The organism is Thalassovita taeanensis, from assembly GCF_900110775.1.
GTDB lineage: Bacteria > Pseudomonadota > Alphaproteobacteria > Rhodobacterales > Rhodobacteraceae > Litorimicrobium > Litorimicrobium taeanense.
This window is the reverse complement of sequence record NZ_FOEP01000013.1, coordinates 26,988-48,680: the sequence shown is the minus strand read 5'-3', so window position 1 is coordinate 48,680 and position 21,693 is coordinate 26,988. Positions and strand designations below refer to the sequence as shown.

At 57.5% G+C, this 21,693-nt stretch carries 15 protein-coding genes; 2 read left to right on the top strand and 13 right to left on the bottom strand.

Annotation, left to right across the window (positions count from 1 at the left end):
* Positions 1-8: 8 nt before the first annotated feature.
* The 5 genes from BSF79_RS15245 to BSF79_RS15225 all read right to left on the bottom strand — a co-directional run bounded on the left by BSF79_RS15245 (position 9) and on the right by BSF79_RS15225 (position 6,202).
* Positions 9-2,252 (bottom strand): relaxase/mobilization nuclease domain-containing protein, encoded by a 2,244-nt coding sequence (locus tag BSF79_RS15245; protein WP_037941662.1) that lies wholly within the window; start codon positions 2,250-2,252, stop codon positions 9-11.
* Entirely contained in the window at positions 2,239-2,820 is a 582-nt protein-coding gene (locus BSF79_RS15240; RefSeq protein ID WP_037941661.1) for a helix-turn-helix domain-containing protein, read from the bottom strand. Before BSF79_RS15240 ends, BSF79_RS15245 begins: the two co-directional genes overlap by 14 nt.
* A 574-nt stretch (positions 2,821-3,394) precedes the next feature.
* The gene (locus BSF79_RS15235) at positions 3,395-3,601 is read right to left on the bottom strand and encodes a hypothetical protein (RefSeq protein ID WP_089423413.1); all 207 of its coding nucleotides are present in this window, start codon (positions 3,599-3,601) and stop codon (positions 3,395-3,397) included.
* A gap of 360 nt (positions 3,602-3,961) precedes the next feature.
* Positions 3,962-4,687 carry an SH3 domain-containing protein gene (locus BSF79_RS20320; RefSeq protein ID WP_425443245.1) on the bottom strand — a complete coding sequence of 242 codons (726 nt, stop codon included), beginning with the start codon at positions 4,685-4,687 and terminating at the stop codon, positions 3,962-3,964.
* Between the two features lie 585 nt (positions 4,688-5,272).
* Entirely contained in the window at positions 5,273-6,202 is a 930-nt protein-coding gene (locus tag BSF79_RS15225) for a DUF2493 domain-containing protein (RefSeq protein WP_090270688.1), read from the bottom strand.
* A 1,400-nt stretch (positions 6,203-7,602) separates the two neighbouring features.
* On the opposite strand from BSF79_RS15225, the gene BSF79_RS15220 reads away from it, so the two are divergent.
* Both BSF79_RS15220 and BSF79_RS15215 read left to right on the top strand, forming a co-directional pair.
* Positions 7,603-9,522 carry a toll/interleukin-1 receptor domain-containing protein gene (locus tag BSF79_RS15220; protein ID WP_090270687.1) on the top strand — a complete coding sequence of 640 codons (1,920 nt, stop codon included), beginning with the start codon at positions 7,603-7,605 and terminating at the stop codon, positions 9,520-9,522.
* Positions 9,519-11,075, top strand: coding sequence for an argonaute/piwi family protein (locus BSF79_RS15215; RefSeq protein WP_090270686.1), 1,557 nt, complete (start codon positions 9,519-9,521; stop codon positions 11,073-11,075). Before BSF79_RS15220 ends, BSF79_RS15215 begins: the two co-directional genes overlap by 4 nt.
* A gap of 184 nt (positions 11,076-11,259) precedes the next feature.
* Here BSF79_RS15215 and BSF79_RS19810 read toward each other — a convergent pair whose 3' ends face one another.
* The 8 genes from BSF79_RS19810 to BSF79_RS15180 all read right to left on the bottom strand — a co-directional run bounded on the left by BSF79_RS19810 (position 11,260) and on the right by BSF79_RS15180 (position 21,571).
* Complete coding sequence (locus BSF79_RS19810; RefSeq protein ID WP_175545345.1) at positions 11,260-11,400, bottom strand: hypothetical protein; 141 nt, start codon at positions 11,398-11,400, stop codon at positions 11,260-11,262.
* A 471-nt stretch (positions 11,401-11,871) separates the two neighbouring features.
* Entirely contained in the window at positions 11,872-12,393 is a 522-nt protein-coding gene (locus BSF79_RS15210) for a hypothetical protein (protein WP_245776423.1), read from the bottom strand.
* Positions 12,394-12,618: 225 nt separating this feature from the next.
* A complete protein-coding gene (locus BSF79_RS15205) occupies positions 12,619-13,347 on the bottom strand; it encodes a DUF736 family protein (protein ID WP_090270685.1) in 729 nt (242 codons plus the stop codon).
* A gap of 210 nt (positions 13,348-13,557) precedes the next feature.
* A complete protein-coding gene (locus tag BSF79_RS15200; RefSeq protein WP_090270684.1) occupies positions 13,558-13,773 on the bottom strand; it encodes a hypothetical protein in 216 nt (71 codons plus the stop codon).
* A gap of 107 nt (positions 13,774-13,880) precedes the next feature.
* Positions 13,881-18,137 carry a strawberry notch family protein gene (locus BSF79_RS15195; protein ID WP_090270683.1) on the bottom strand — a complete coding sequence of 1,419 codons (4,257 nt, stop codon included), beginning with the start codon at positions 18,135-18,137 and terminating at the stop codon, positions 13,881-13,883.
* Between the two features lie 119 nt (positions 18,138-18,256).
* Positions 18,257-18,913, bottom strand: coding sequence for a DUF6927 domain-containing protein (locus BSF79_RS15190; protein WP_090270682.1), 657 nt, complete (start codon positions 18,911-18,913; stop codon positions 18,257-18,259).
* Positions 18,913-19,506 (bottom strand): regulator, encoded by a 594-nt coding sequence (locus tag BSF79_RS15185; protein ID WP_090270681.1) that lies wholly within the window; start codon positions 19,504-19,506, stop codon positions 18,913-18,915. Before BSF79_RS15185 ends, BSF79_RS15190 begins: the two co-directional genes overlap by 1 nt.
* Before the next feature lie 82 nt (positions 19,507-19,588).
* Positions 19,589-21,571: a ParB/RepB/Spo0J family partition protein gene (locus BSF79_RS15180; RefSeq protein WP_090270680.1), complete on the bottom strand. Its 1,983-nt coding sequence runs from the start codon at positions 21,569-21,571 to the stop codon at positions 19,589-19,591.
* Positions 21,572-21,693: the final 122 nt, after the last annotated feature.

The window sequence follows — 21,693 nt, the reverse complement described above, 5'->3', positions numbered from 1 at the left end:
GGATCCACTCAATGGACCTGGCCCCGCTCAATCTCGCCGTCCACGTCCGCCGCGCGGTGTCTCTCGACTTCTACGTCTGCCAACTCATCGACAACCTGTCGCAACGCCTCCGAGTTTGCCGTTGCCGCATCCGATTGTAGATAGACCTTTGCGACATAGAGCCGATCAAGGCGATCTTCGATCACATTTTCCAAAGCGTCACTGTCACCCTCCTTCAGGCGATCGAGCTGCGCCGCGTCCAAAACCCGCGCCACATCGCTGCGGAAGGCCTCACGTTCTTGGTTAGTCTCAAAGGGCGAAGACAACTCCCCTGCCCGTTCATGGGCGAGAACACGGGACAGTTCGGGCGTCTCATTCTGGACTGTCTCGCGCTCCGTCAGGTTTTCCTCCCGTTCAGCGCCGCGCGCTTCATAGACACGCGCGTAAGTGTCGCCGAGACCCTCCGCCAGCTGCTCGGGCATATCAGGATATCGCGTCTGTAGATCGCGCGCGACGGAAACGGAGATTGGCGTGCTGCTGTGCGCCCCCAAACGCGCCGCTTCGACCTCATTGATAACCCAGTCTGCTGCGGCCTGATCTACGATCACCGCCCTGCCCTCCTCATCCGTGCGGATCACATCGGTCGGGCGCGCAATCAGATCTGGATGGTCGCGCAGATAGTCCCGCTGTTCGTCCTCCAAACGCTCTACGGCAAGGCTTTCGATCACGGCCTCATCAAGGTCCTCACTCTGAGCTTCAATCTGAGTCTCGACGCGAACGGCATTGGCAGCGGTTTCGATCTGAGCTTGCGTGACATGCGCCTGCACCTCGCGGGCGTCTTCAATGACCCCGTCACGGCGCAGCACACCTTCCCGTTCCAGCATGGTCCCCAGTTGCACATGTACATCATTGAGGATATCCCGCGCCTGTTCCAAATCCGCGCGGCGCTCAAGGTTCAAATCCTTCGCCTCGGCCACCTTGGACAAATCATCCGCAATCCATTGATGTTCCAGAGCCGCGTTTTGCGCCCCCGTCTCCATCCGGGCCACAACCTCGGATGTGCTGATCCCCGTGCCGCGCAGTGCTGCATCGACGCGGGCGCGCACCCGTGGCTCAGACAGACGCTCCAACTGGCTTTGCTGAATATTGGCTTCAGAATAAACCCCGCCTTCTGATGGGACCTCCGAGAGGGAATTGGACCGTAGCCCAAGGGGCTGCATATGCTGCACCCGCGCTTGAATTGCGTTGAGAGACTTCTCCAGCGCGGGTCGCTCTGCATCCGGCTTTGCCGCGATCAAATCTGTGATGTTTGCGACCTTCTCCGCGTAGCGGCTGCGCAGATCCTCGAACGTTTCGTCTTCGGCCATGTAAATGCCTCCTGCGGTTTCAACGTGACCACCCTTCGCCAGAACCTCGCCCGCACGGAACAGAACCTCAGCAATGTCTTCGCGGTTCTCGGAGGACGCCTCGGCAGCCAGCGAGTGGAATATGATTTTGGTGTTTGCGATCTCGGCAAGCGTGCGGGTCAGGTCTTTACCCACCCGTTCGCGCTCCACTGGCGTCCTGCCCTCTTCTTTGGCGGCATAGACCTCGCGGGTCTTGGCCGGGTAATGCACCTCGCCGCGATCTATCCGCCGCGTTGCCTCCAACCGCACGCCGTAGGTCTCGGCCTCTTCGACCATCGCCAACCGGAAGTCGTCATAGTTGAACCGATGATTGCGCGCCAAATAGAAAAACTCGCCCTCTTGAGAGCGGCGATTCAATACGAGATGCGCATGCGGATGCTCGCGGTCCTCATGTACAGCAATGATATAATCAAAGTGGCCTTCATCTTTCTGGAAGAACCGCTCGGCCACGTCAGTCGCGATGTCGCGCACGTCCTCTCCGCGCGTTCCAATCGGGAAGGACATCAGCAGATGTGTGGTTTGCCCAAGTTTGGGTTTGAACCCCGCGTCCCACCGCTTGGCAAAGCGCTCGGTCAGGTCTTTGATCTCGCCGCGCTCAAGCTTGGATTTGCCATCCAGGAACCCGCTGCTGTCGACGATATGGGTGGACTTTGTCGTGAGGTATTCGAGCTGGTTGGACAGCTGGGATTTATTATGCGTGCCCCCGCCCCGGATCGCTTTGAACACAGCGGCCCGATGTCCCGCAGCGGCGCGCACCATCTGCTTTTGCTTGGAGGCATACAGACCCTGCATCGAGCCACGGATCCGGCTCCACCCATCCTCAAATATCTCTCCGGTGACGGCACCAACCGCATCATTCAGCCGCATGGGCGAACTCCTTCAAGGCAGCCGTTGCTTTCAGCTGCATCGCGTCACGCCGGCGGCGCACAAGCAGGTCAATCTCATCTGCACTATCGAGGATGAATCGCGCCAACCCGCGCATCTGTGCAAGCCGCAATTCTGAGAACTCAGCACCAGTTCCCTGTCCCTCCCTGTTGGCCTTCTGCATCTGCTTGGCAATCTGGGCGACACCGTTTCCAACATCATTTAATGAGGCGCGATAGCGCGCCATCTCTGCCGCCAACGATGTGTCCGCCACAAAGGTGCCACCTGCCGCTTGCATCAAGCGGCGCAGCCCTTCCGAGCGGGTCTCGATCCCCGCCGACGCCAGCACCGCATCGAATGCCGCCATCTCGTCAGGGGTCACTTTCACACTCACCGCCAAGACCGGCACGGCCGTATCGCGCTGGCGCTGATCGTCACTCTTCAAGGTGTATTGCACCGCCCGCGGTGTCACCCCGAACCGCTTCGCAAGCACGGACGTCGAGACTCCGTCCGCGGCTTCGCGCACGATCTCCATACGTTGCGCATCCGTGAGACGTTTCGAGCGAGACATGCGAAGAAAGACCCCCTATTTCCTGCCACCTTCATACAAGGCTGCACCTACCATACGAGACTATACTATTCTGTCAATAATATACTTACGGTGAATGAGGCCGCAGGCAGCCTTGTATTCCGTTTCACGGCCCAAGCACCGCAGGTGCGAGGTCGCGCCCGAGAGGGCGCCAACCAACACCTGCCGCATGCTCCAACATCGGCCGATCTCAACAGGGTCCGCGCCTGAGGTCTGTCAGAACATGCAATGTTCGGACAGAAGCGATGGGGCGGGACACACCTCAACCGACAGGGCCGACAGACAGGGTCAAGGGAGGCCAGAATTGCTTGCCAATTCTCTGCCGCAAAAACCGTGAAGGCTCTTGCCGAAAGGTTTTTGGGGATGGCCCCCTTGAGGCTGGCTGGCGGCTCAGTCACCGGGCTGGTTTAACCACACCAGGAACCCTCAGGACTGCTCTGCAGTCCTGTCATCCGGAACCGTGACCGCTGCCAAAGGCAGGGGTCTCAACGGGACCCGCAGCGATCACTGGGACAGAGATAGGGCCGCCTTACGGCGGCCCATCCTCGGGGAGGATTTACTCTTGGGGTTCCTTTGAGCTTGGTGGGAACATCACCAGCTCTTGGACACCGACGGGGAAGTCGAGCTTGAGGCTGAAAAACTCCGAGCCATCCCCGTTGCGGGTGTTGCGGAACATGGCCCCGACGCGTTGGAAGCGGGTGCGCTCCTGGCCTTCGCCATCGGTGTATTTGACGGGAACTGTTGCGACGTAGTGGTTGGTCATTTGGGTTTCTCCTTTTTGCGATGAGGATCAAAAGGCATGGGGGCATCAGGACAGGTCGCAAGCGCAAATGCGGAGGGTCCGCGCCAAAGGCGTGGAAGCCGTATTTGTGCTTGCCGGAGCGCAGCGCAGGGCACGGCCGGGCCGACCCCGTGCGATCCACATCAATGAGCAAAAAGAAGAGACCCAAATGTGTGCCCCCACATCGCAGTCGCCACGGGTCTCGTTGATCTCGATGCAGGTGAAGGTCAAGTTCGCTCTGAGGCGACGTGTTGGGGTTTGGTCTGTCGCGCAGAACGAAAAACAGGGAGGGTTTTCAGCTCGGGCGAAGATCAGTTTGCCGGTGTTGAGCTGGCTGCGACGTTATCGACACCAAGCTTGAGGCCGCGGAGGGCAGCTTGTCCGACCGCACCGGTATGGCACGGCCAATCCCTCTCCAATCAGTGTGCGTCCAACATCCTGACCGCCTACGAACAGCGAGCCACAAAGCCGGCCAAAATTACATTGATCTGTACCTTCGGTACCAGGCCTGCACGAACATGCCACGCGTTCAAATTCTATCGATGCCGCATTCCGCACCAGCTGGCTCAAACGCGCCGTTGCACGTTCCCCAACCTGACGCTCTGCGGTGCAAGACGGCCGCCAGGTCTCGGGAGCATTGAAACCGACAAGGCGAACGTTGGGAGTAATCCCACGCACGTTTATCGTATCACCATCAATGATCCTGACATCGCTGGCACGAAGGCCCCGATCCTGTGTTGTGGGTTGCGCCGTGATCGGCCTATTGAGAGATAGGAAGCTAGAGGACATCCAGCCGGTTCCCAAGTCAGACCTAATCTGCGCCCATTGTCCCTGGTCACGAAGCAGCTGGACACGGGTGCCTTCAACCAAAACGCCCATGACCCGATCAGACGTAGAAGGCCCGTCCCGTTGATTGACTCGTGTCCCCGTCACATAGACGTAAGCGGTGCTCGTTGTTTGTGGTGCGGACGTCGCTGGCGAGCCGTAAGATGTGGATTGCGATGATGTTGAATCGAAGAACGATCCAATCAACGCAACGAACGCGACGACAATAACAAGCGGCACCATGATCTGTCGCTGAGCCCTACGGACCGCCCGCCGAGGTGCAGTGATTGCACGGGTCACAGACATCGGTCGGGACTTTGGTTGGTAATACTCGGTGCGGCGCTTCCGAGTCGGACGCAGTGCGCTATCGTTAGCCTGTAATTTGGGCTGTGATGATGGCTCACGTTCCAGCTTCAGGACTTTGTGCAAGCTGGCATACTGGGCCTTACTCAGACGTGTGTCACCTCCATACTTCTGAAACCGCGCGGCCATGTTCGTGAGAAACGAAACCTCCCAATCGTTCGCCTGACCAGATTGCAAACGCGCATCAATACGCGATTGAATCTCTTTGGTGCGGTCTGGAGAAAAGGGCATCGACTGAAAAACCTGCGCGCGTGATATGCTGCCCAACAAAAGTCATTTGTGGCACGGACACAATAGACAGGGATTACATTGAGATAAGGTCAACCTAATCGCAAAGCGGGAAAATCGGACATCCACCGTCATGACTTAAATGAACCTTTACTGCAGATCAGCACCGCGCATCTGAATGTCTACCCACGATCTTGAGAACGAAGAAAGGGCCACCCGAAGGTGACCCTCTCTGACTTATGCCTCGCCTGCTGTCTTGGCCGGATCCGCGACCCGCATCACCGTCAGTCCTTTCGCTTCGGCTTTCTGGCCGAGGTTCAGCGCCACCCCGTTGCCGCCGAAGAGGATAACTCCTATCGCTGCGAACTTATCGTCCAGCATCTCATCGTTGCACTTGAACGGTGCTGCTCGTCCGTGTGCGGACCAACGCGGATCAAAGCGCGCTTGATTGATGCCCCGCGCACGCGCCCACCGCGCTGCGATCATTTCTGCCCCATGCTTGCCGCCTTTGTGGCAGAGGAAGATATCCTGATTGCGATTTTGCTTGATGCGATCCCGCACCTTGTCGAGGGTCCGGAAGATGACATCGATGTCGGACCAGTCGGTTGACCCCGACACGATCAGCGGTACGCCTTCGACTTTTGACTTGGCGGCGGTCTCACGATCATGCTGCTCCAGAAGCTGCTTGGCCTCGAAGACGGCTCCCGTCTCTTGCGCCCGAACGCTGGCGCGCGATCCCGCTGCCGGGATGAAGGCATTGCCGGTCTCGACCTCGTAGCATTCCGCTGCCGCCTCCCCCATCGTCTCGATGGCGTCCACGATCTCGCGCAACTGCACGAAGCGCGCCTGTGCCTCTTCCAATGCGGTCTCTGCGATTTCTGATCCATCGTGGCATTTGGCCAATGCGCCGATCTTATCGGCTGTGCGGTCAACTTCCTTACCGAGAGCAACCTTGCGGCGCTGCAGGATTGTTGCCAATCCGTGGGCGAGAGGCTCGATCTCTCCTTCAAGTCCGGTATTCCGCAATTGCCCGAGCAGGGTCTCGAAGGCTTCGCGGATGATGCTGTCCTTCAGGATATCGTCCTGCGGGATTGGCAGGTGTGCACCTTTTTCCGTCAGGCCGAAGAGTTCGATTGTCTCGTATGTTGTCGCTTGATCGTAGGCCATGTGTTCATCTCCAAATGTTTGAGTTTGAGGGCCACCACGTGATTGTGGGGGCATGGCCGATTTCTGGTTCACCGAATCTGTCCGGGTCAGGGACGGCGTAGCCGCCAGCTTGCTGGGCGTAAAAGTTTTCCAAGCGCCGTGCTCACGACACACACAACCTTACGCGCGCGATTGACCTCTCCACTCGCGCCACCTTCGCCGAAAAGTTTTGCGATCCTTGAGGCGGGCTGATTTGGGGGCCATCCGGAGGATATGCTTCCATACTCATGTGTGTGTGTTTTGACGCCAGGTTTGTCCGACGCGAGCAGGCAAGCGGTGGGGCCGGACACGCAGGCGGACGCAGCGCCGGGATCGTTTTGCCTCGGCAAAACAGACCAGAGCGAAGACCGCAGGCGTGGCCGAGACCCGCCGCGCTCGCGAGACGGGCAAACCGGGACCCATGAGCCGACACCGCGGTAAGGCCGCATGGCCGCATGCGCGACGGACCGCAGGGCCGTTCTCTCCTGCGACACGCGAAGCCGAGCAGGAGAGGCCGTTAGGTATTTCGTCAGAGGCTCAATTGGTTGGCAAACACGGCAGAGGGAACTTGTTGCCTTTCGCTGCAAGCGCGAGAACATCTTTTGGAAAACACGAAAGCGGACCTTAGCGCCAGCAGTTGCAGAATATGTGCATATAGGGGCTTACGCGCCTTTAGCATGGCTTATCCTTTCGGTGGGTAACTGCAGGATTTCCAGAGGGCTGGTATGATGCTCCAATTTAGAAGTGAACCCAAAAGTTCTTTTTCTACCATATCTTGAATGATGCCTTTTTTATCATAAATATAAGAGATCAGGGGCGGTGCAAACGCACCACATAAAAGACCCGCCTACGCTGTAGGAGCCGAACCCTCGAATAAAACTGGGGCCGCTGACTTCCAAACCATATGCTCCGGTATGTGGCGGGGGTCATGTGGCTGCGGCTTACACAAGATCTCAAACCTTCAAAGCCGCATCTCAAAGGAAACGAGATGTCAAAAATTGATCATGTTGCGCGGGCAAGGGCTGCCTGGAAACCCCTCTATAAGCTTGCTCGAAAAGGTGGGTGGATCTCATATGGAGATCTAACCAAACCTCTCGGACTTCACCACCGATCTGCACGCTGGTTTTTGGGGGTCATTCAAGAGGAGTGTCGACGTCAAAACTTACCACCGCTGCAGGCCATCGTCGTCAATAAGCAGACGGGTGCCCCCGGTGCGAGTTATGTCGCAACCGGTAGACAGGGTAAGACTTACCGCAAAGCTGTTCAGCGGGTTCACAAATACAGATGGCCGAAAAAGGCTCCCTTTTAATACCATGTTTTGTATTGCTACCCAAAAAAAACACAACTTGTAGGAATAGGAACATGTTGGCACTATCAGACTCATGTCTTTTAGTTTCCCTTCATTGTCCCCCTCTCAATTTGAAGCTATCTCGGCCGATCTGATCGGCCGAGATATCAGCGTGCGATTTGAGCAGTTTGGTGCCGGGCCCGATGGCGGCATGGATGGCCGACACGCAAAAGGGCCAGATCTGACGATTTTGCAAGCGAAGAACTACGAGGGCTCAGGCTTCTCGCAATTGACGCGCGTGCTCCGAAAGGAACGGGCGACCATCGATAAGCTCGTCCCAAACCGCTACATTCTGTCCACATCTGTATCAATGACTCCGACCAAAAAGACGCAGCTGATGGAGATCATCGGACCGTCCTTGTTGGAGCCAGGCGATATCTACGGAAAAGAAGATATCGAAGCCCTTCTTCGCAATCATCCCGATGTGTTAGAAGCTCATCCTGAGTTATGGCAAGCCAGCGCCACCGTGCTCGAGACTGTCTTGAACAGAACACTGGATAAACGCAGTAAAAGGGCGCAACCACCCACAATTCTGTCATCTCTCCTGCCCCGTGCCGGCTCGGATCCGGGCTCGACAAAAGAAGCAGCTCGAGACGTTCTTTTCATTCTTGGGACCCGGCCTGCAGATGATCAGTTTATTCTTTGGTTAGGTCCGAAACTGGAGGCGCTTGGATATCGAGTTTTCTCGGAGCTCATGACGCTCGAGCCCGGCGACCGGTGGCGGAAAGAGGTATACCGCGCGCTTGAGCATCGGGCAGTAAAAGTCCTCGTGCCCACCAGCCCCGCGACGCGACAGGACGATGGCCTGATGGATGTGATCGACAAAGCTGGTGAGGTCGCCAAGGTGCTTGAGGACCCGAGGTTCGTCATCCCTCTGCGAATGGAAGAAGGAAGCAGGATTGAAGGATTGAGGGACGCCGTCCCAGTCGATTTCTCGCGCGGCTGGGGCCGAGGGTTGGAACGGCTTGTTAGCGCGCTCCATCGCCAAAAGATTCCTTGTAAGATCGAGGATATCGTCGTTGCCTCGCAGTGGGATGAGTTCCGCACACAGCGAGCCATCCCCCTCGTGCGGGAACCAGAGCAGCTTACTTCAAACTGGCTTTCGATCGTTGAGATGCCGGATGAGATTCACTACTACGATGCGGTAGGATCTCTCCGCGAGGATGCGCTTAAGCGCCGTATTTCCCGCCTGTCTTATCCCGCCGTGCAACATGGCAGGAGCTTGATCGCCTTCGCAGACCCGAAGGATATTGAGGACAGCTTCGAGGGTGTCGCTAGTTTGCGGCTACGGGCATCTGTTTCGGTAACAAAATTCGTCGAGGAAGGTTTTCCGGACGTAGATCTACGAGCACGTGATGCGTCGAATATGATGACCCACCTGATCCGGGATTCCTGGGAGCGCCTTTGCCGGGACAGAGGAATGATCTCTTACGCATATTCTGGGGCGGAAGGGTTTCATATTTCCTCAGAACAGGCTGCCAACGGCCACAGGGTGCCATGGGGGAGGCAGGGTGGAGGACGACGGTCATCTATGCTGCGTAATGTCGCGCGCAAACATGTCTGGAAATACGGTGTCACCGCGCTTCCGAGGCTTTGGCCATTCTGGCATGTCCGATTGAAAGCCCGCGTGCTCTTTGCAGAGGATAATGGCACGCCTGAGGGTAAGAGTGTCGACGATCCGAAAAAGATGCACCGCCTCCGCCGATCCGGTTGTAAAGGCTGGCGCAACAAGCAGTGGCATGGTCGTTTGCTGGCCTTCCTGGAAATTATGTCGATGGATTCTGCTTACATTCGTGTCCCGCTTGCACCCGGTCAAAATATGCTTCTCTCCTCCGAACCGGTGCTTTTCACGTCACCAGTCAGCACCAGCATGCCAGACGTGTTGGACGCGGATGGGGAGGAGGATGACGAGAGCACGCTTGGGCGCCCCGAAGTAGAGGAGGAAGAAGCATGAGGTTTCGTGAACCCGGCCTCGCCGTTGAGCATCTTAATGAGCCCGAGCTTGAATTCAGGTTTGGACAACGGAGCCATCACCCGAAGGACGGCCTGTTTCTTTATGGACCTCATGCGGCTGGACGGAAAATTTCGGAGGTCCGAATTGGTGTCGTGGCCACGCAGAGCGGCATCAAACATTTCCGAGGTTGGAGTAAAAGGCTTCTACAGGGAATTTCTGTGCCACCTCCCGGCCCGACGGAGAAAAAGGACAGGCTGCACTTGGCTGATTTCGCGGGTCTGGAGGAGACTTTCGGCATCACGTTCGACCCTGACGGGTGCAGCGAGCTCATAGTTGATCTGAAGGATATCGACCGGGCGACTAAGATTGAAAATAAGCACGAGGCTGTAGATACTGTTGCTCGCATCTACACCGACCGGGTCAGGCGATATCTTCGCAACGAAGAGCGCGCGATCGATGTGTGGATCTTTGTCGTTCCGGAGATTGTCTATGATCGCTGTCGTCCTGAATCGAAGCGGACAGGCATCGAACTTACGTCAGGACGTGCGTCGAAGAAGCAAAAAGCACGTGCCAGCATGCCCCTGTTCGAAACTCTGGCTGACTTCGATACGAGTTCAGAAGATATCTTCGACGATGTTCCTGATTTCCGTCGACGGATAAAGGCCGAATTTCTGGCTATCGCACCCACGCAGGTTCTACGGGAAACGACCTTGGACCCAGACGCTTTTCTAAACAGTGCAGGTTATCCAACTCGGAAGACACAGGACGCGGCGACGGTAGCTTGGAACCTAGCGACGGGGCTCTACTACAAATCCCAACCGAAACCACCTTGGCGGTTGTCTGACATACGACCGGGGGTTTGCTACATTGGGATGGTTTATAAAAACCTTCCAAACAATCGCGACAACCATGTCTGCTGCGCCGCACAGATGTTTCTCAACGAAGGCGACGGGGTCGTATTCCGTGGTGCGAACGGGCCGTGGAAAACCGATGAATACGAATATCACCTGAGCCCTGCGGCTGCCGAAGATCTCCTTGCGACCGTCATCGATACTTACACTGAAATGCATGGTTCCCCACCAAAGGAACTTTTTATCCATGGCCAGGCATCGTTTAATGATGTGGAATGGAAAGCCTTTTGCCGTGCAGCGCCTCCGGGAACGAACGTCGTTGGAGTCCGGATTAAATCGACCGGTGGGGATGCGAAGCTTTTCCGTAACGGAGACTACCCGGTCATCCGGGGAACGGCGCTGCTCTTAGATGATCGAAACGCATATCTTTGGACAAGCGGATACGTCCCTCAACTGGATACATACATCGGACCGGAAACACCCAACCCCCTTTTCATCACAGTGCTACGGTCAAAATATTCTCGTCCTGATATTCAGTCCGTCCTAACTGACATTATGGGGCTGACGAAGATCAACTATAACTCATGCAATTTCAACGATGGCCTGCCGGTGACCGTCCGGTTCGCTAAGATGGTAGGGGATATTCTGGTGATGGGATCAGCGAAGGAGGGCGGGCCGCAGCCTTTCAAATATTACCTGTGAAACATCCAGATAAAAAATAGATTTCAGAGCACGTTTTCAACCGCCCGCATGCCGCTGCGTCCAGTCGCAGCTGAATGGCGGCGGGTAGCCGGAACAATCCGACCTTTCTGTCCCAAGACCAGTCATTCAACGTAGAAGTAATTGGTCTGCAGGGCTAAAAGAGCAAATTAGCGATAGCCCTCTTTCATTTCTTTTTTGGGGGCTTGCTAGATTTGCTAGGTTTCAGGGAAGGTGTATTCCCTGGCGTGGTTTTGTTATCACGACGGCGCTGATCTGGTTTCCCTGTTGATTTTGCTATCGGCTTTGGTCCTGGTTTAAGTGCCATGAATACTCTCCTTTTTTCGGTTTGAAATTAAGCCTGCGCGTTCTTTCTGACTGGGTGATACGGCACAGCGACACTGTGTAAAAGTCCACACGAGTTCTGGCTGAAGTCAAGGCCAAATGGATATTCATACACTTCCAACACCCCACGAAAATCGGAAGGCGGAGCCAGAAGCTCTTTGCCTCTCTGCACCTATGAACGGCAGTGCGGGCGATCCGGTTTTTACGTCTGGACGAAGATTCTGATCGCCTGCTGTCAGCCTGGATTGGCGTCAGCTTCGGGCCGATCGCAGCAAGCTGAATTTTCTGCTCAAGCTAAATGCTGCGGGACGGCATTTGGGAAAGAGGACTCTTTCGAGACTTTTGCTGCCCAAGCCGTCTATTTCTGGCTTGGGCCGCACCTAAATATCCCACCCAACAGCGGTGCCAGAGTGTCAGTGCCTGATAAGATCGGACAAAACACGGCGCCGCTTGCCTAGACAATATAGCCTCGCCGCAATGGAACGCGCTCACGCTCCGGACGCTTCAATGCTTCCGCATACTTTCTGGCATTGCCGTCGATCCCATCATGCCAAAGCTTCGATACAAATTCGCGGGCATCCTGCACCGTCATATCTTTGAGTATGGGAGAGAGGGCCATAAAGAGCTCGTCCTCGGTGAGGGATGCCGCGCGACACATCGCGTCCTGATAATACGATGGATCGTTCAGGACATATTCGCTTATTGGCATCAACGCGACATCCTCGTCCGGAATCGCCAAGAAAATCGTATCCTGTATGGTCGTTAGAAAGTCCCGGCGGGATGTGGAGACAGGCTTGCCCGAGATCTTCGCATCGGCGTAAGCCTCTTTCGTTTTACGCAACCGAGACGCCGCGTACGAAAATGCCAGATCGCGTTTTTGGTCCGGAAGCGTGAACTTGGTACATGTCTCGATACGGGTGATCAGCGCGGTGATTTCGGCTTCGAGGTCAAAGTTCTCGAACCAAACTCGGTCCATTTTCGGTTTTCTAGCCATCCGCCCTCTCAAGAACCGCACTACGTTAGTATATCATTGTAGCATAATGGGATGGTTCGACAAGGCCGCACATGCCAAGCGATGGTGTTGCAAGTGCCAATCAAAGCACCGGGCCAAGCACGGGTGTCTTTCAAGCACACTCACACAAAAAAGGGGAACCGCGTTGCCGCGGCTCCCCTGCTCTGTCAGTCGATGGTCTTGTTGCGATTAAGCAACCAGTGACAACCCACCGCTTGCGTCGGGCTGCTGATCATCGCTCTGCACAAACGGAATGATCGAGAACGTCTGGCCACCCCGTTGCTCTTCGTTCTGCACGGCATTGACCCGCAGATCACCGTCAGGCGTGTTGATCAGCAACGACAAGTATTCATTACCGGTCCGGGTGCTTTTCGCCATCCAGGCCGAACCCAAACGGATCGCTTGACCTTTTGGCGAGCTGACTTCGATCCGGTAGTCGGGATGGGTTTCCTCGGTCTTGTAATCGTTCTCGATGAGCATGAAATCCAGATCAAATATCATGTTGGCGATGTAGCCTGCGAAGGCGTTGTCAGCATCCATTGCGGTCAATTCGCCCGAGATTGAGCCGGATTTCATCGTGCCGTTTGAGACCAACGGGATGATCTCGAAGTCTTCGCTCTTGGCTTTGCGGGCTTCCTGCGTCTGCACGGCATTGACGCGGAATGGCCCAAGACCAACATCCAGCTGCATCGAAATGTAGGGGTTACCACTGGTGTTGCCGGTTTCATTCCACGCCGTGCCTATGCGGACCTTGCGGCCAGATTTGTTGACGGCGGTAACGTCGAAGTCCGGGCTGCGCTCGGACATCTTCGGGCGCGTCTCCAGCTGGATTGCGACGTCGAACTTGGTGTTGTGAATTGTGCCGGTGAAGACAGCGGCTGCGGTGTCGGCGGTTTTCGTGAGGGTTCCTGCGAACATGGGTCTTATCCTTCTTGGGTTATCGGGACCTGACATCTTGCCAGACCATCCGAGATTGCTTTGTTGACCCCTCATGGGATCACAGAACAGAAAGCCTGCTTTCAACTTTCTCCCTCGGTCTCCAAATCCGCTGTGCTACATTGTGAAGAGCCTGCGTCGCCGAACGCGCTCCCCCGTCCTTCCCAAAATTTCGACTGGCACATCCAGTTTTTATGACTGGTCATTGTTTGCACCTACAACGTAAAATTCCGCTTCATCCCCGTTCAAGCGGGTTCCCGACTGATCCGTCAGACCGATGGTGCTGCCACCATGGCGATAAGTAATCAGGTATTGGCCGAGGGAGTCTTTGTGCACGATGTAGCCCGTGTTCACCCAGTGGACGGTCTGACCCGCATCCACTGCGGCTTTGATAGCTTCGATGTTCATGTCAGTCTCCGGTATGTTTTTGTGGCGGAAAGAAGCCAAAGCCTTCGCACTGGAGCGGGCTTTGACATTCTGGAGTTGGTTGAGAAACGCGGCACCCGCCCCGCTGGTCAGGCGGCGTTTCGGGTGCTGCCGTCGTTATGACCAGTGATGCGGGAAAGAATGGCTATAGTATCGACATCCTCACCGTGTGGCACAAACACCCGCAGCTGGAAGGCAATAATCTCAGTAAAACACCCAAGGGCCTTGAGACCCTCAATCGTACCCTTATCCGCCCCACCAATCTCCAAGCGCACATCGCCCGCAACGCGACGGCGCGTGAGCGTCAGGCCTCGGCCTAAATCGACGGGTGTCGTCGTGCCAAGAGCAGCTGTCAGCATCTCACCCGGCGTTTCGGGAGTGCTTGTCATGAACCGCGCCCGAAGGGCTACGGCCCCGTCCTCGCTGAGTGTTCTGCCTATCATGCTGGCACGGCCTTCGGGCGTGACGCGATAGATACGCTCGTTGCTTGTCGGGATGGTTTTCCAGATCGGCAGCAACAGACCCGTGAGCAAGTAGAGCTTTGTCGTTGTGGTTTTGGGCAAGCTGTCGGCCTCTTCATCCCAAAGCCGGATGAACTCTGGCTGGTCAATCGCCTCCCAAGCCGAGGCTTCGAACTTGCCCTCCTCGAGATAGGACTTACCAGTTGGGCGCACGACCTTGCGCATGAGGGTGACGATGTCTTCATCATACATCTGCATCGGGCGTTTTGAGATCAGCCCAACCCGCCCCGATGCCCGATTGACCATCGGAATTTTGTCGACGTTGTTGCGAAGGGCAGCTTCCGCGCGCGCGATATGAACCGGGTCTGTCACCTCCAGCCCGATGATCCGCGTCACTGCCCCGGATTGCGGGCAGGTCCATAAATCCTCCGCCGAGACCTGTCTGATCGTCTCGCCTCGCAGCGTTTCCACCCCGAGATCAAGCGTACCTGCATCCCTTGCACGCTCGGTCTGATCCGCGATCCGCTGCATAAACTCTGCAAAGAGCGCGTTCTGCATATGGATCGGTAGTGCCAGCACCCGATTGAGGAACCGCTGGATGGGCGGCAGCTCTTCCAGCAGCACGCCGTCTTTGTCGATCAGCCGCAATGCCGTCCAATCGGTAAAGGTCTCATAGCCCATCGCCTCCGCACGCCCCGCGGCAAGATCGGCGTAATATCCCCGCAGCGCGGAGCGCGCGATGGGGCTTTCGAGATTGTCCTCCTCGCGAAACATGCCTTGCGAGCCTGTCTCGCGTTGGCCTTTGGTGAGCGCGCCAAGCTGATCGAGGCGCTTGCTGATAGTCGAGGTGAAGCGTTTCTCGCCGTGCACGTCCGAGGTGCAGACCCGGAAGAACGGCGCGCTGACCTGGGCGGAACGATGCGTCCGCCCAAGTCCCTGAATGGCTGCATCCGCGCGCCAGCCGGGCTCCAGCAAGTAATGGCGACGCCGCTTCTGGTTTTTCGCTGTTTGCGCCGCGTGATAGGATCGCCCCGTGCCACCCGCATCTGAGAAGATCAGGATGTTTTTCTCCCCATCCATAAACGCCTGCGTCTCGGAGGAATTGCTGCTCGCGGCGCGCTTTTCGATAAAGAGCGCGCCGTCGCTCGATTTGAGCGGGCGGATGGACCGGCCTGTGACTTCTGCCACAGCTTCATCCCCGAACGCCCAGAGGATTTGATCCAGTGCCGCGGGGATCGGGGCCAACGCCATCAAATCCGTCATCGCCTCGTCCCGCAGGGCCAACGCTTCGCGAGAGACGACCAAGGCCCCTGTTTCATCCCGCAGTGGCTCTGCGACGACATTGCCGTCAATCTCGACAAGCTTCTGGGTGTGGATCGGAAAGGCCTGTTCGAGGTAGCCGAGCACGTAGTCGCGCGGCGTCAGCGCGCCTTCGACCAGTTCGTCATCAGGGTCCATCACCTCTAAGCGCCGTTTCAAAAGGCTTTCACCCGTCGAGACCACTTGGATGACGCAAGCATAGCCATCGGATAGATCCTGCTGAATGGCGCTGATAATTGACGGGGCTTTCATGCCCATCAGCAGATGATTGAAGAAACGCTGCTTTGTGCTCTCGAACCGCGACTTGGCTGAGGCTTTTGCAGCAGAAGCATTCGTCTCACCCGAGGCATCATTGACGCCTGTCGCGGTCAGTGCGGCCTCTAAGTTATGGTGGATGGTGCGGAACGCGCCCGCATAAGCGTCATAGATCTCCGTTTGCGCAGGCGTCAGTGCATGCTCCAGCACGTCGTATTCGACCCCGTCAAAACTCAGCGCCCGCGCGGTGTAGAACCCGAGTGTTTTGAGATCGCGGGCCACGACCTCCATGGCCGCCACACCACCCGCCTCCATCGCCGAGACGAAGCTCTCGCGGCTCGGGAAGGGATATTCTGACCCCTGGCCCCAAAGCCCGAGCCGGGAGGCATAGGCGAGGTTATGAACCGATGTGGCCCCCGTCGCCGAGACATAGAAGACGCGAGCGCGCGGAGTGGCGAGTTGCAGGCGCAGACCCGCAAGGCCCTGCTGGGACGGTTTTGCCCCCCTGCCCTGCTCCGATCCAGCCGCATTTTGCATCGCGTGGGCCTCGTCGAAGGCCAACACGCCGTCAAAGTCGCCCTCCATCCAGTCGAGCAGTTGGTTCAAACGTGTTGTGCCGCATTTGCCCGCTGACCGCAGCGTGGCATACGTTACGAACATAATGCCGTCGCCCATCGTGACTTGCTGGTCGGGCTTCCATTTCGAGAGCGGCTGGATATCTGCAGGCGAGCCACCGAGATCGGTCCAATCGCGCACGGCGTCCTCAATCAAGGTTGCGGATTTTGACACCCAGACAGCTTTGCGCCGCCCGCAGAGCCAATTGACCAGAATAAGGCCTGCACACTCGCGGCCCTTGCCGCAACCGGTGCCGTCACCGAGGAAATATCCCAAGCGGTAGGCACGTGCCGCCGCCTCCTCATCACTGCGCAGCATCTTGGTCTGGTCGTCATCGATGGTGAACTTGCCAGGCAAATCCCGTCCGTGGGCATCGTTGGCCATGATGATGGTTTCAAGCTGGGCTTCCGAGAGATGACCCTCGGCAATCAAGCGGTTCGGCAGGCGCAGACCCTCCGCGGCCTGCAGCGAGGGCACGGGAGGTGCGACCGAAGCCATCGCAATGCTTTCGACCAGCGGCGTTGGGTGTTCCTGTGCGCCAGCGATATCGATCCGCTGCGGGCGATAGCGGGCATATATCTCGGAAATCGGGGTGTTTTCGCGCGGCGTCTCGAGCGTGGTGAACGACAGCGGTGTCGCTGCGTGTTTGGGAGTTTTGGTGGCAGATGCCTTTGATGCGGCAGGCTTGCGTCCCTTGTGGGACGCGGGTGGCATCAGAGGGCGCCCGACATTCAATGAGCGTGCCGCCATCACAGGCGGGCGCGTCGCGGCAATCTGGTCCACGATACTGACCGCCGCGTCGAGATCATCGACGGAGGTCCGGATCATCTCGACTCCCTCATCGACCTTATCAAAGACCATCAGTTGGGTATCAACGCTGGTGCCAAGTTTGCGATAGACATGGCCGGGGATGGTCAGGGCCAGGCGCGGAGTGAGAAGGCCCATTGCGCGGGCCCAATGTGCAGCATCCCGCTCGGGGCTGAAGCCCATCGGCATGATCGCAACAAGGCGCCCGCCGGGTGCCAATCGTTTCGCGGCCCCGATGAGATGCTTGGCAGCAATGTGCTTATCGCGGGAGCGATCGACCGAGGATGCAAACGGCGGGTTCATCACGATAACGCTCGGGGCAGTTCTTGACGTCAGCAGATCATCAATATGTTCCGCGTCATGTCCCGTCGCCTGCGCGTCGAACACCACATCGAGCAGCTGCCGGCGAAACGGATCGACTTCGTTGAGCATGAGAATGCCGCCTGCCCGCTTCATGAGCCCCGCCAATGAACCGGTTCCCGCAGATGGTTCCAGCGTAGTCTCACAGTTGCGGATTGCCGCCGCGCACACGGCGAGGGCTGCGTAAGGAAGCGGGGTAGAGAACTGTTGCAGGCGTATCTGTTGCTCGGACCGCCGCGTCTCGGTCAAAAGCCGCATCGCGAGGTTCTTGGCAGCACCAAGTGCGCCTGACCCACTCGCATCCAAGCTAAGTGTTTGAGCCGCAGCAGCCTGCATCATGTCGTAGGCCATGCGCCAACTCCATGCACCGCTGGCATCGCTACCGCCAAAGGTGTCGCGCATGATCTTTGAGAGAGAGGAGCTGCGCAGAGGTCCCCGCGCGATCTCGGCGGCAATCAGCGACAGAGCTGATTTAAGCTGAGCCTTAGATGGGCTTTGCTTGGTGTGCTTCGGGTTAGGATGGGCCATGTTTTCTGTCCTTTGTGATCCGGTTTGAGGTTCACAGGACAAGAAGCCTCCTCTACGCTTTGCAGCGCGGAGGAGGCCCCTAGGGCCAGAATACGGCGTGGAACGCGCTGTGGGGCCTCCTATGGCGTCTGCTGGCCAAAAAACTCCGCCAACACGGCACTGCCCTCAGCTATTTCGCGACTGATAAGCTCCGATCCCGCAAGCGACGCCTTTGAGAGCCGCACAAGGCTGCCAGTTTCCTCAACATGGTAGCAGCGCCGTTTTTGCCGTCCGCGCCTGTAATGGGTCGCTGTAACGACCTGACAGGTGCTGCCATCGCTGAGGGTCACAGGGGAGGCGAGTTTGATCTTGTCGCCCTCTGCGTAATCAGGGATCGCGGCCCAGTCCCGACACCGTTGGCGCCAGGCGTGGGCATAGCTGTCGGGGTCTTTCAACTCGGACAACAGATTGAGAATGCTCAGCGGCGCGCGGGATTCGCAAGGACCAGCGCTTTCCTCCATGTCCTTGTAGCCCCAGCACCCGTCGTCGTACCGCGTCAGAAACACAGCACCGAAGGTGAACGATCCATCTTCGTCGGTTATATAGGTCCGATCCTCCAACGGCGGCAAATCAAGGCTCTCAACCTTCGCTGCCGCATACCACGTCGAGCCGACTTTGCTGGCTTTAAGCAATGTCGTGCGGCGCGTATCTGTTTCAAAGGTGCAGAGACGCGTGATCTCTGCTTTCTCATCGGCGTATGTCTGAACTCGCCGATCCGTGTAAAACAACCAGCCCATTATGCTGCCCTCCGGTCTTCTAGCTCCATGAGTGCATCAAGCGGCACGCGATATGGCTGCATGGCATCGAAGTCTTCGCAATTCCCGCAGTTCTGAACGATTGCGCAGGTGTCGCAGGCGTCCTTCAGGATCACTCGGAATGTGCCACCCAAACCTGATGGCACCTCATAGGTGCCACCAATCAGGAAGTCTGAGGCGCGGCGCACGAAGACGCGGATAGAATGCCCATCGATTGCCAGCCGAATGGCCCCCTGCCCGCGATCGATAAGTGTCTGCACATCATCCAAAATGTCGGTGTAAAACTGTCCCGTCAGATCGCGAAACGCCATTTGGCGCTGCGCCATCCAATCGCCGTCCCGAAACGGATTAATGCCGTTCGCAAAGGCAAAGCTGGGATCGGACTGCTCGGTGGTGACGATGCGCGTGGTAGAGCCATCAATGCCGTTGGAGCGCAGATGCACGCCGTTCCCAACGATGAGGATCAGGGCGGGCTTGTCGATTGGCCCGTTCCAATTCGGCAGGAATGTTGCACACGAGCGCGCATGCGCGATTTGCGCCGCAACCGCAGACGCGGAGAACTTGAGAATAGCCATGGTAATGTCTTTCTTGGTGTTTCTAGGGAATGTCGGGATCTGACCCGCGCCTGATGTTTCCAAGCGCGGGTCATTGGGGTGATTAGGCGGCTTTTGCTTGAACAGTCTCGGTTTGAGCGGCGACTTCCTCCGCATCGACTATCAAGCCGGTGCCACCGGTCGTTTGCATCATCGGCGGGCACCACGCCGCAACGGCCGCGTGTTGACCCTCCGTGAGCGTCGCAAATGGCTCGGCAAAGAGCTTGTCGCAGAACGCGACGATCTCTTTCTTGCTCATGGAGGCCAGTGTTACCGCCTCCTGCGCAAGGCCGAGCTCTTCACCAAGGATTTTGAGCAGCCATGCCTTTTTGAACCGATTGAACAGTGCCGCGTTTGGCGTCCAATGCGCGCGAATGTCAGGCATGACCTCGATCTCGAAATCATGCATCAAACTGTCGCTCTGAGCGCTGCGGCCAAAACAGGATTGCGTCGTGCTCGCCGTGGCATAGGCGACCAGTTTGGCCTTTTCGCCCGCCGCCAGCGCGCGGAACGCCGCAAACTGATCCGCTGGAGACTTCGCTTCATCCGCCCAAGACAGATCAAGCGCGTCATGCGCTTCGGCGACCTGTTCCAGCGACGTGCCATCGATCTCATCCATCTTGGCATGGCTGCGATATTCCTTGCGGGCTTCGACCTTGACGGCGTGGGTCGCGCTCATTCCGCCAAGCACGTCCGTGACCAGCTTGAACAATGTCAGATCGAGCGTGGCTTCGGGATGCAATGTCATCGCCGCCCCGAGGGCCATTGCACGTTCAGTCTTGAGGTCTTGGGTCAGCGAGGCCGGGTAGACGATTGCATCTACGCCCTGCCCTCCTGCATCGCCAGACGTGCCGCTGGCGCTTGTTGTCTGCGCAGTCGCCTCAGGCTTGTCCTCTGGCCGCACCAAGCCAAGGTGCAGCGTAATCTTGCCATTTGACCAGGATGCGATAACACCACCCTGCGCAAGATCGTCTGCACTGTAGGCCTCCTGCAGATCCCGCGCCTCTTCTTCGAGCGCATCCACGCGATCGTAGAGGGCGTTGTAGGCATCGGTCTCGAGGCTTTCATCCTCCATCTCGCGTTGCAGTTTCTCGAGCTCCTCGGTGATCGCATCGACACGCTTTTGGCCTGCAGCATCAGGCTCGATCGGGCCGGGATAGACGCGACCATATTCTGCCATCGTTGCATAGTCATAGCGCACCAACGCCTCGGCCCACGCAAACCCCATCTGTGCCCGTGCCTCTTCGGCGGCGGCGGTGAGTTTTTCGACCATGATAGTCTCGACCAGTGCGATGTCTTCCAACACCGAATGCTCCTCGAGCAGGTCAGCCGCGATGGGACCGCCCCGCGCCTCATAGTCTTCGCGCACGAAGGCCCCGATATCGTCGCTGACCTGCACACCACGGGTTTTGAGCGCCTGACGCACCGTATAGGCCTGCACATAGCTGTCATCGCTTGTTAGAGCCTCGTACACCTCAAGCTGCACTGCCTGGCTTGGATGGTCCGCAAAGGCCTTCATCGTATCGAGGGTGATCGTCTTGGCGCGCGCGGCTGCGCGGATATCGGGATGGATGAGACCGTAGCGCAAGCGACCCTTCACGGCGGCGACTGTGGTGCCGAACGTCTTGGCAATCGTCTCAGGTGACTGCCCATCGACTTCCATCATACGCGCGAAGGCTTCGAACTCGTCGATGGCGTTCATCGGTGCCTGCGTGATGTTCTCGGCCAGCGACAGGGCCGTGGTCACATCGCAGTTGTCTGGCACCAAGCGGCATTCGATCTTGGTTTTGTTGGTGAAGCCCTTGGCGGTCTTGTCAGCGACCAGTTCGTTCAAAGCAGCGTGACGTCGACCACCTGCCAATACGCCGAACTTGCCATCGATCTTTTGAACCAGCAGCGGTTGGATGATGCCCAGAACGCCGATGCTGGCTGTGAGGTGGGCGATAGCCTCTGTCTCGTAGGTTTCAGGCGAGTTGCTGCGCACGTTGGCGGGGTGAGATGTGAGATCACCAATAGCAACCGAGATAGATTTGAGAGCATGTGTCATGTGATGTCCTTTTGAGATGTTGCGCCGCTCCAACGTGTGGAACGGCCTGACCAATCCCCGGGTTTGAGGATCACACGGGAAAAAGGCCTGCTTTCCCTTTGAAGAGAGGAAGCAGGCCTCGA

Excerpts from the sequence above, each read along its gene's own strand:
- BSF79_RS15245 (WP_037941662.1), bottom strand. The coding sequence starts at position 2,252 with ATGCGGCTGAATGATGCGGTTGGTGCCGTCACCGGAGAGATATTTGAG.
- BSF79_RS15240 (WP_037941661.1), bottom strand. The coding sequence starts at position 2,820 with ATGTCTCGCTCGAAACGTCTCACGGATGCGCAACGTATGGAGATCGTG.
- BSF79_RS15235 (WP_089423413.1), bottom strand. The coding sequence starts at position 3,601 with ATGACCAACCACTACGTCGCAACAGTTCCCGTCAAATACACCGATGGC.
- BSF79_RS20320 (WP_425443245.1), bottom strand. The coding sequence starts at position 4,687 with ATGGTGCCGCTTGTTATTGTCGTCGCGTTCGTTGCGTTGATTGGATCG.
- BSF79_RS15225 (WP_090270688.1), bottom strand. The coding sequence starts at position 6,202 with ATGGCCTACGATCAAGCGACAACATACGAGACAATCGAACTCTTCGGC.
- BSF79_RS15220 (WP_090270687.1), top strand. The coding sequence starts at position 7,603 with ATGTCTTTTAGTTTCCCTTCATTGTCCCCCTCTCAATTTGAAGCTATC.
- BSF79_RS15215 (WP_090270686.1), top strand. The coding sequence starts at position 9,519 with ATGAGGTTTCGTGAACCCGGCCTCGCCGTTGAGCATCTTAATGAGCCC.
- BSF79_RS19810 (WP_175545345.1), bottom strand. The coding sequence starts at position 11,400 with ATGGCACTTAAACCAGGACCAAAGCCGATAGCAAAATCAACAGGGAAA.
- BSF79_RS15210 (WP_245776423.1), bottom strand. The coding sequence starts at position 12,393 with ATGGACCGAGTTTGGTTCGAGAACTTTGACCTCGAAGCCGAAATCACC.
- BSF79_RS15205 (WP_090270685.1), bottom strand. The coding sequence starts at position 13,347 with ATGTTCGCAGGAACCCTCACGAAAACCGCCGACACCGCAGCCGCTGTC.
- BSF79_RS15200 (WP_090270684.1), bottom strand. The coding sequence starts at position 13,773 with ATGAACATCGAAGCTATCAAAGCCGCAGTGGATGCGGGTCAGACCGTC.
- BSF79_RS15195 (WP_090270683.1), bottom strand. The coding sequence starts at position 18,137 with ATGGCCCATCCTAACCCGAAGCACACCAAGCAAAGCCCATCTAAGGCT.
- BSF79_RS15190 (WP_090270682.1), bottom strand. The coding sequence starts at position 18,913 with ATGGGCTGGTTGTTTTACACGGATCGGCGAGTTCAGACATACGCCGAT.
- BSF79_RS15185 (WP_090270681.1), bottom strand. The coding sequence starts at position 19,506 with ATGGCTATTCTCAAGTTCTCCGCGTCTGCGGTTGCGGCGCAAATCGCG.
- BSF79_RS15180 (WP_090270680.1), bottom strand. The coding sequence starts at position 21,571 with ATGACACATGCTCTCAAATCTATCTCGGTTGCTATTGGTGATCTCACA.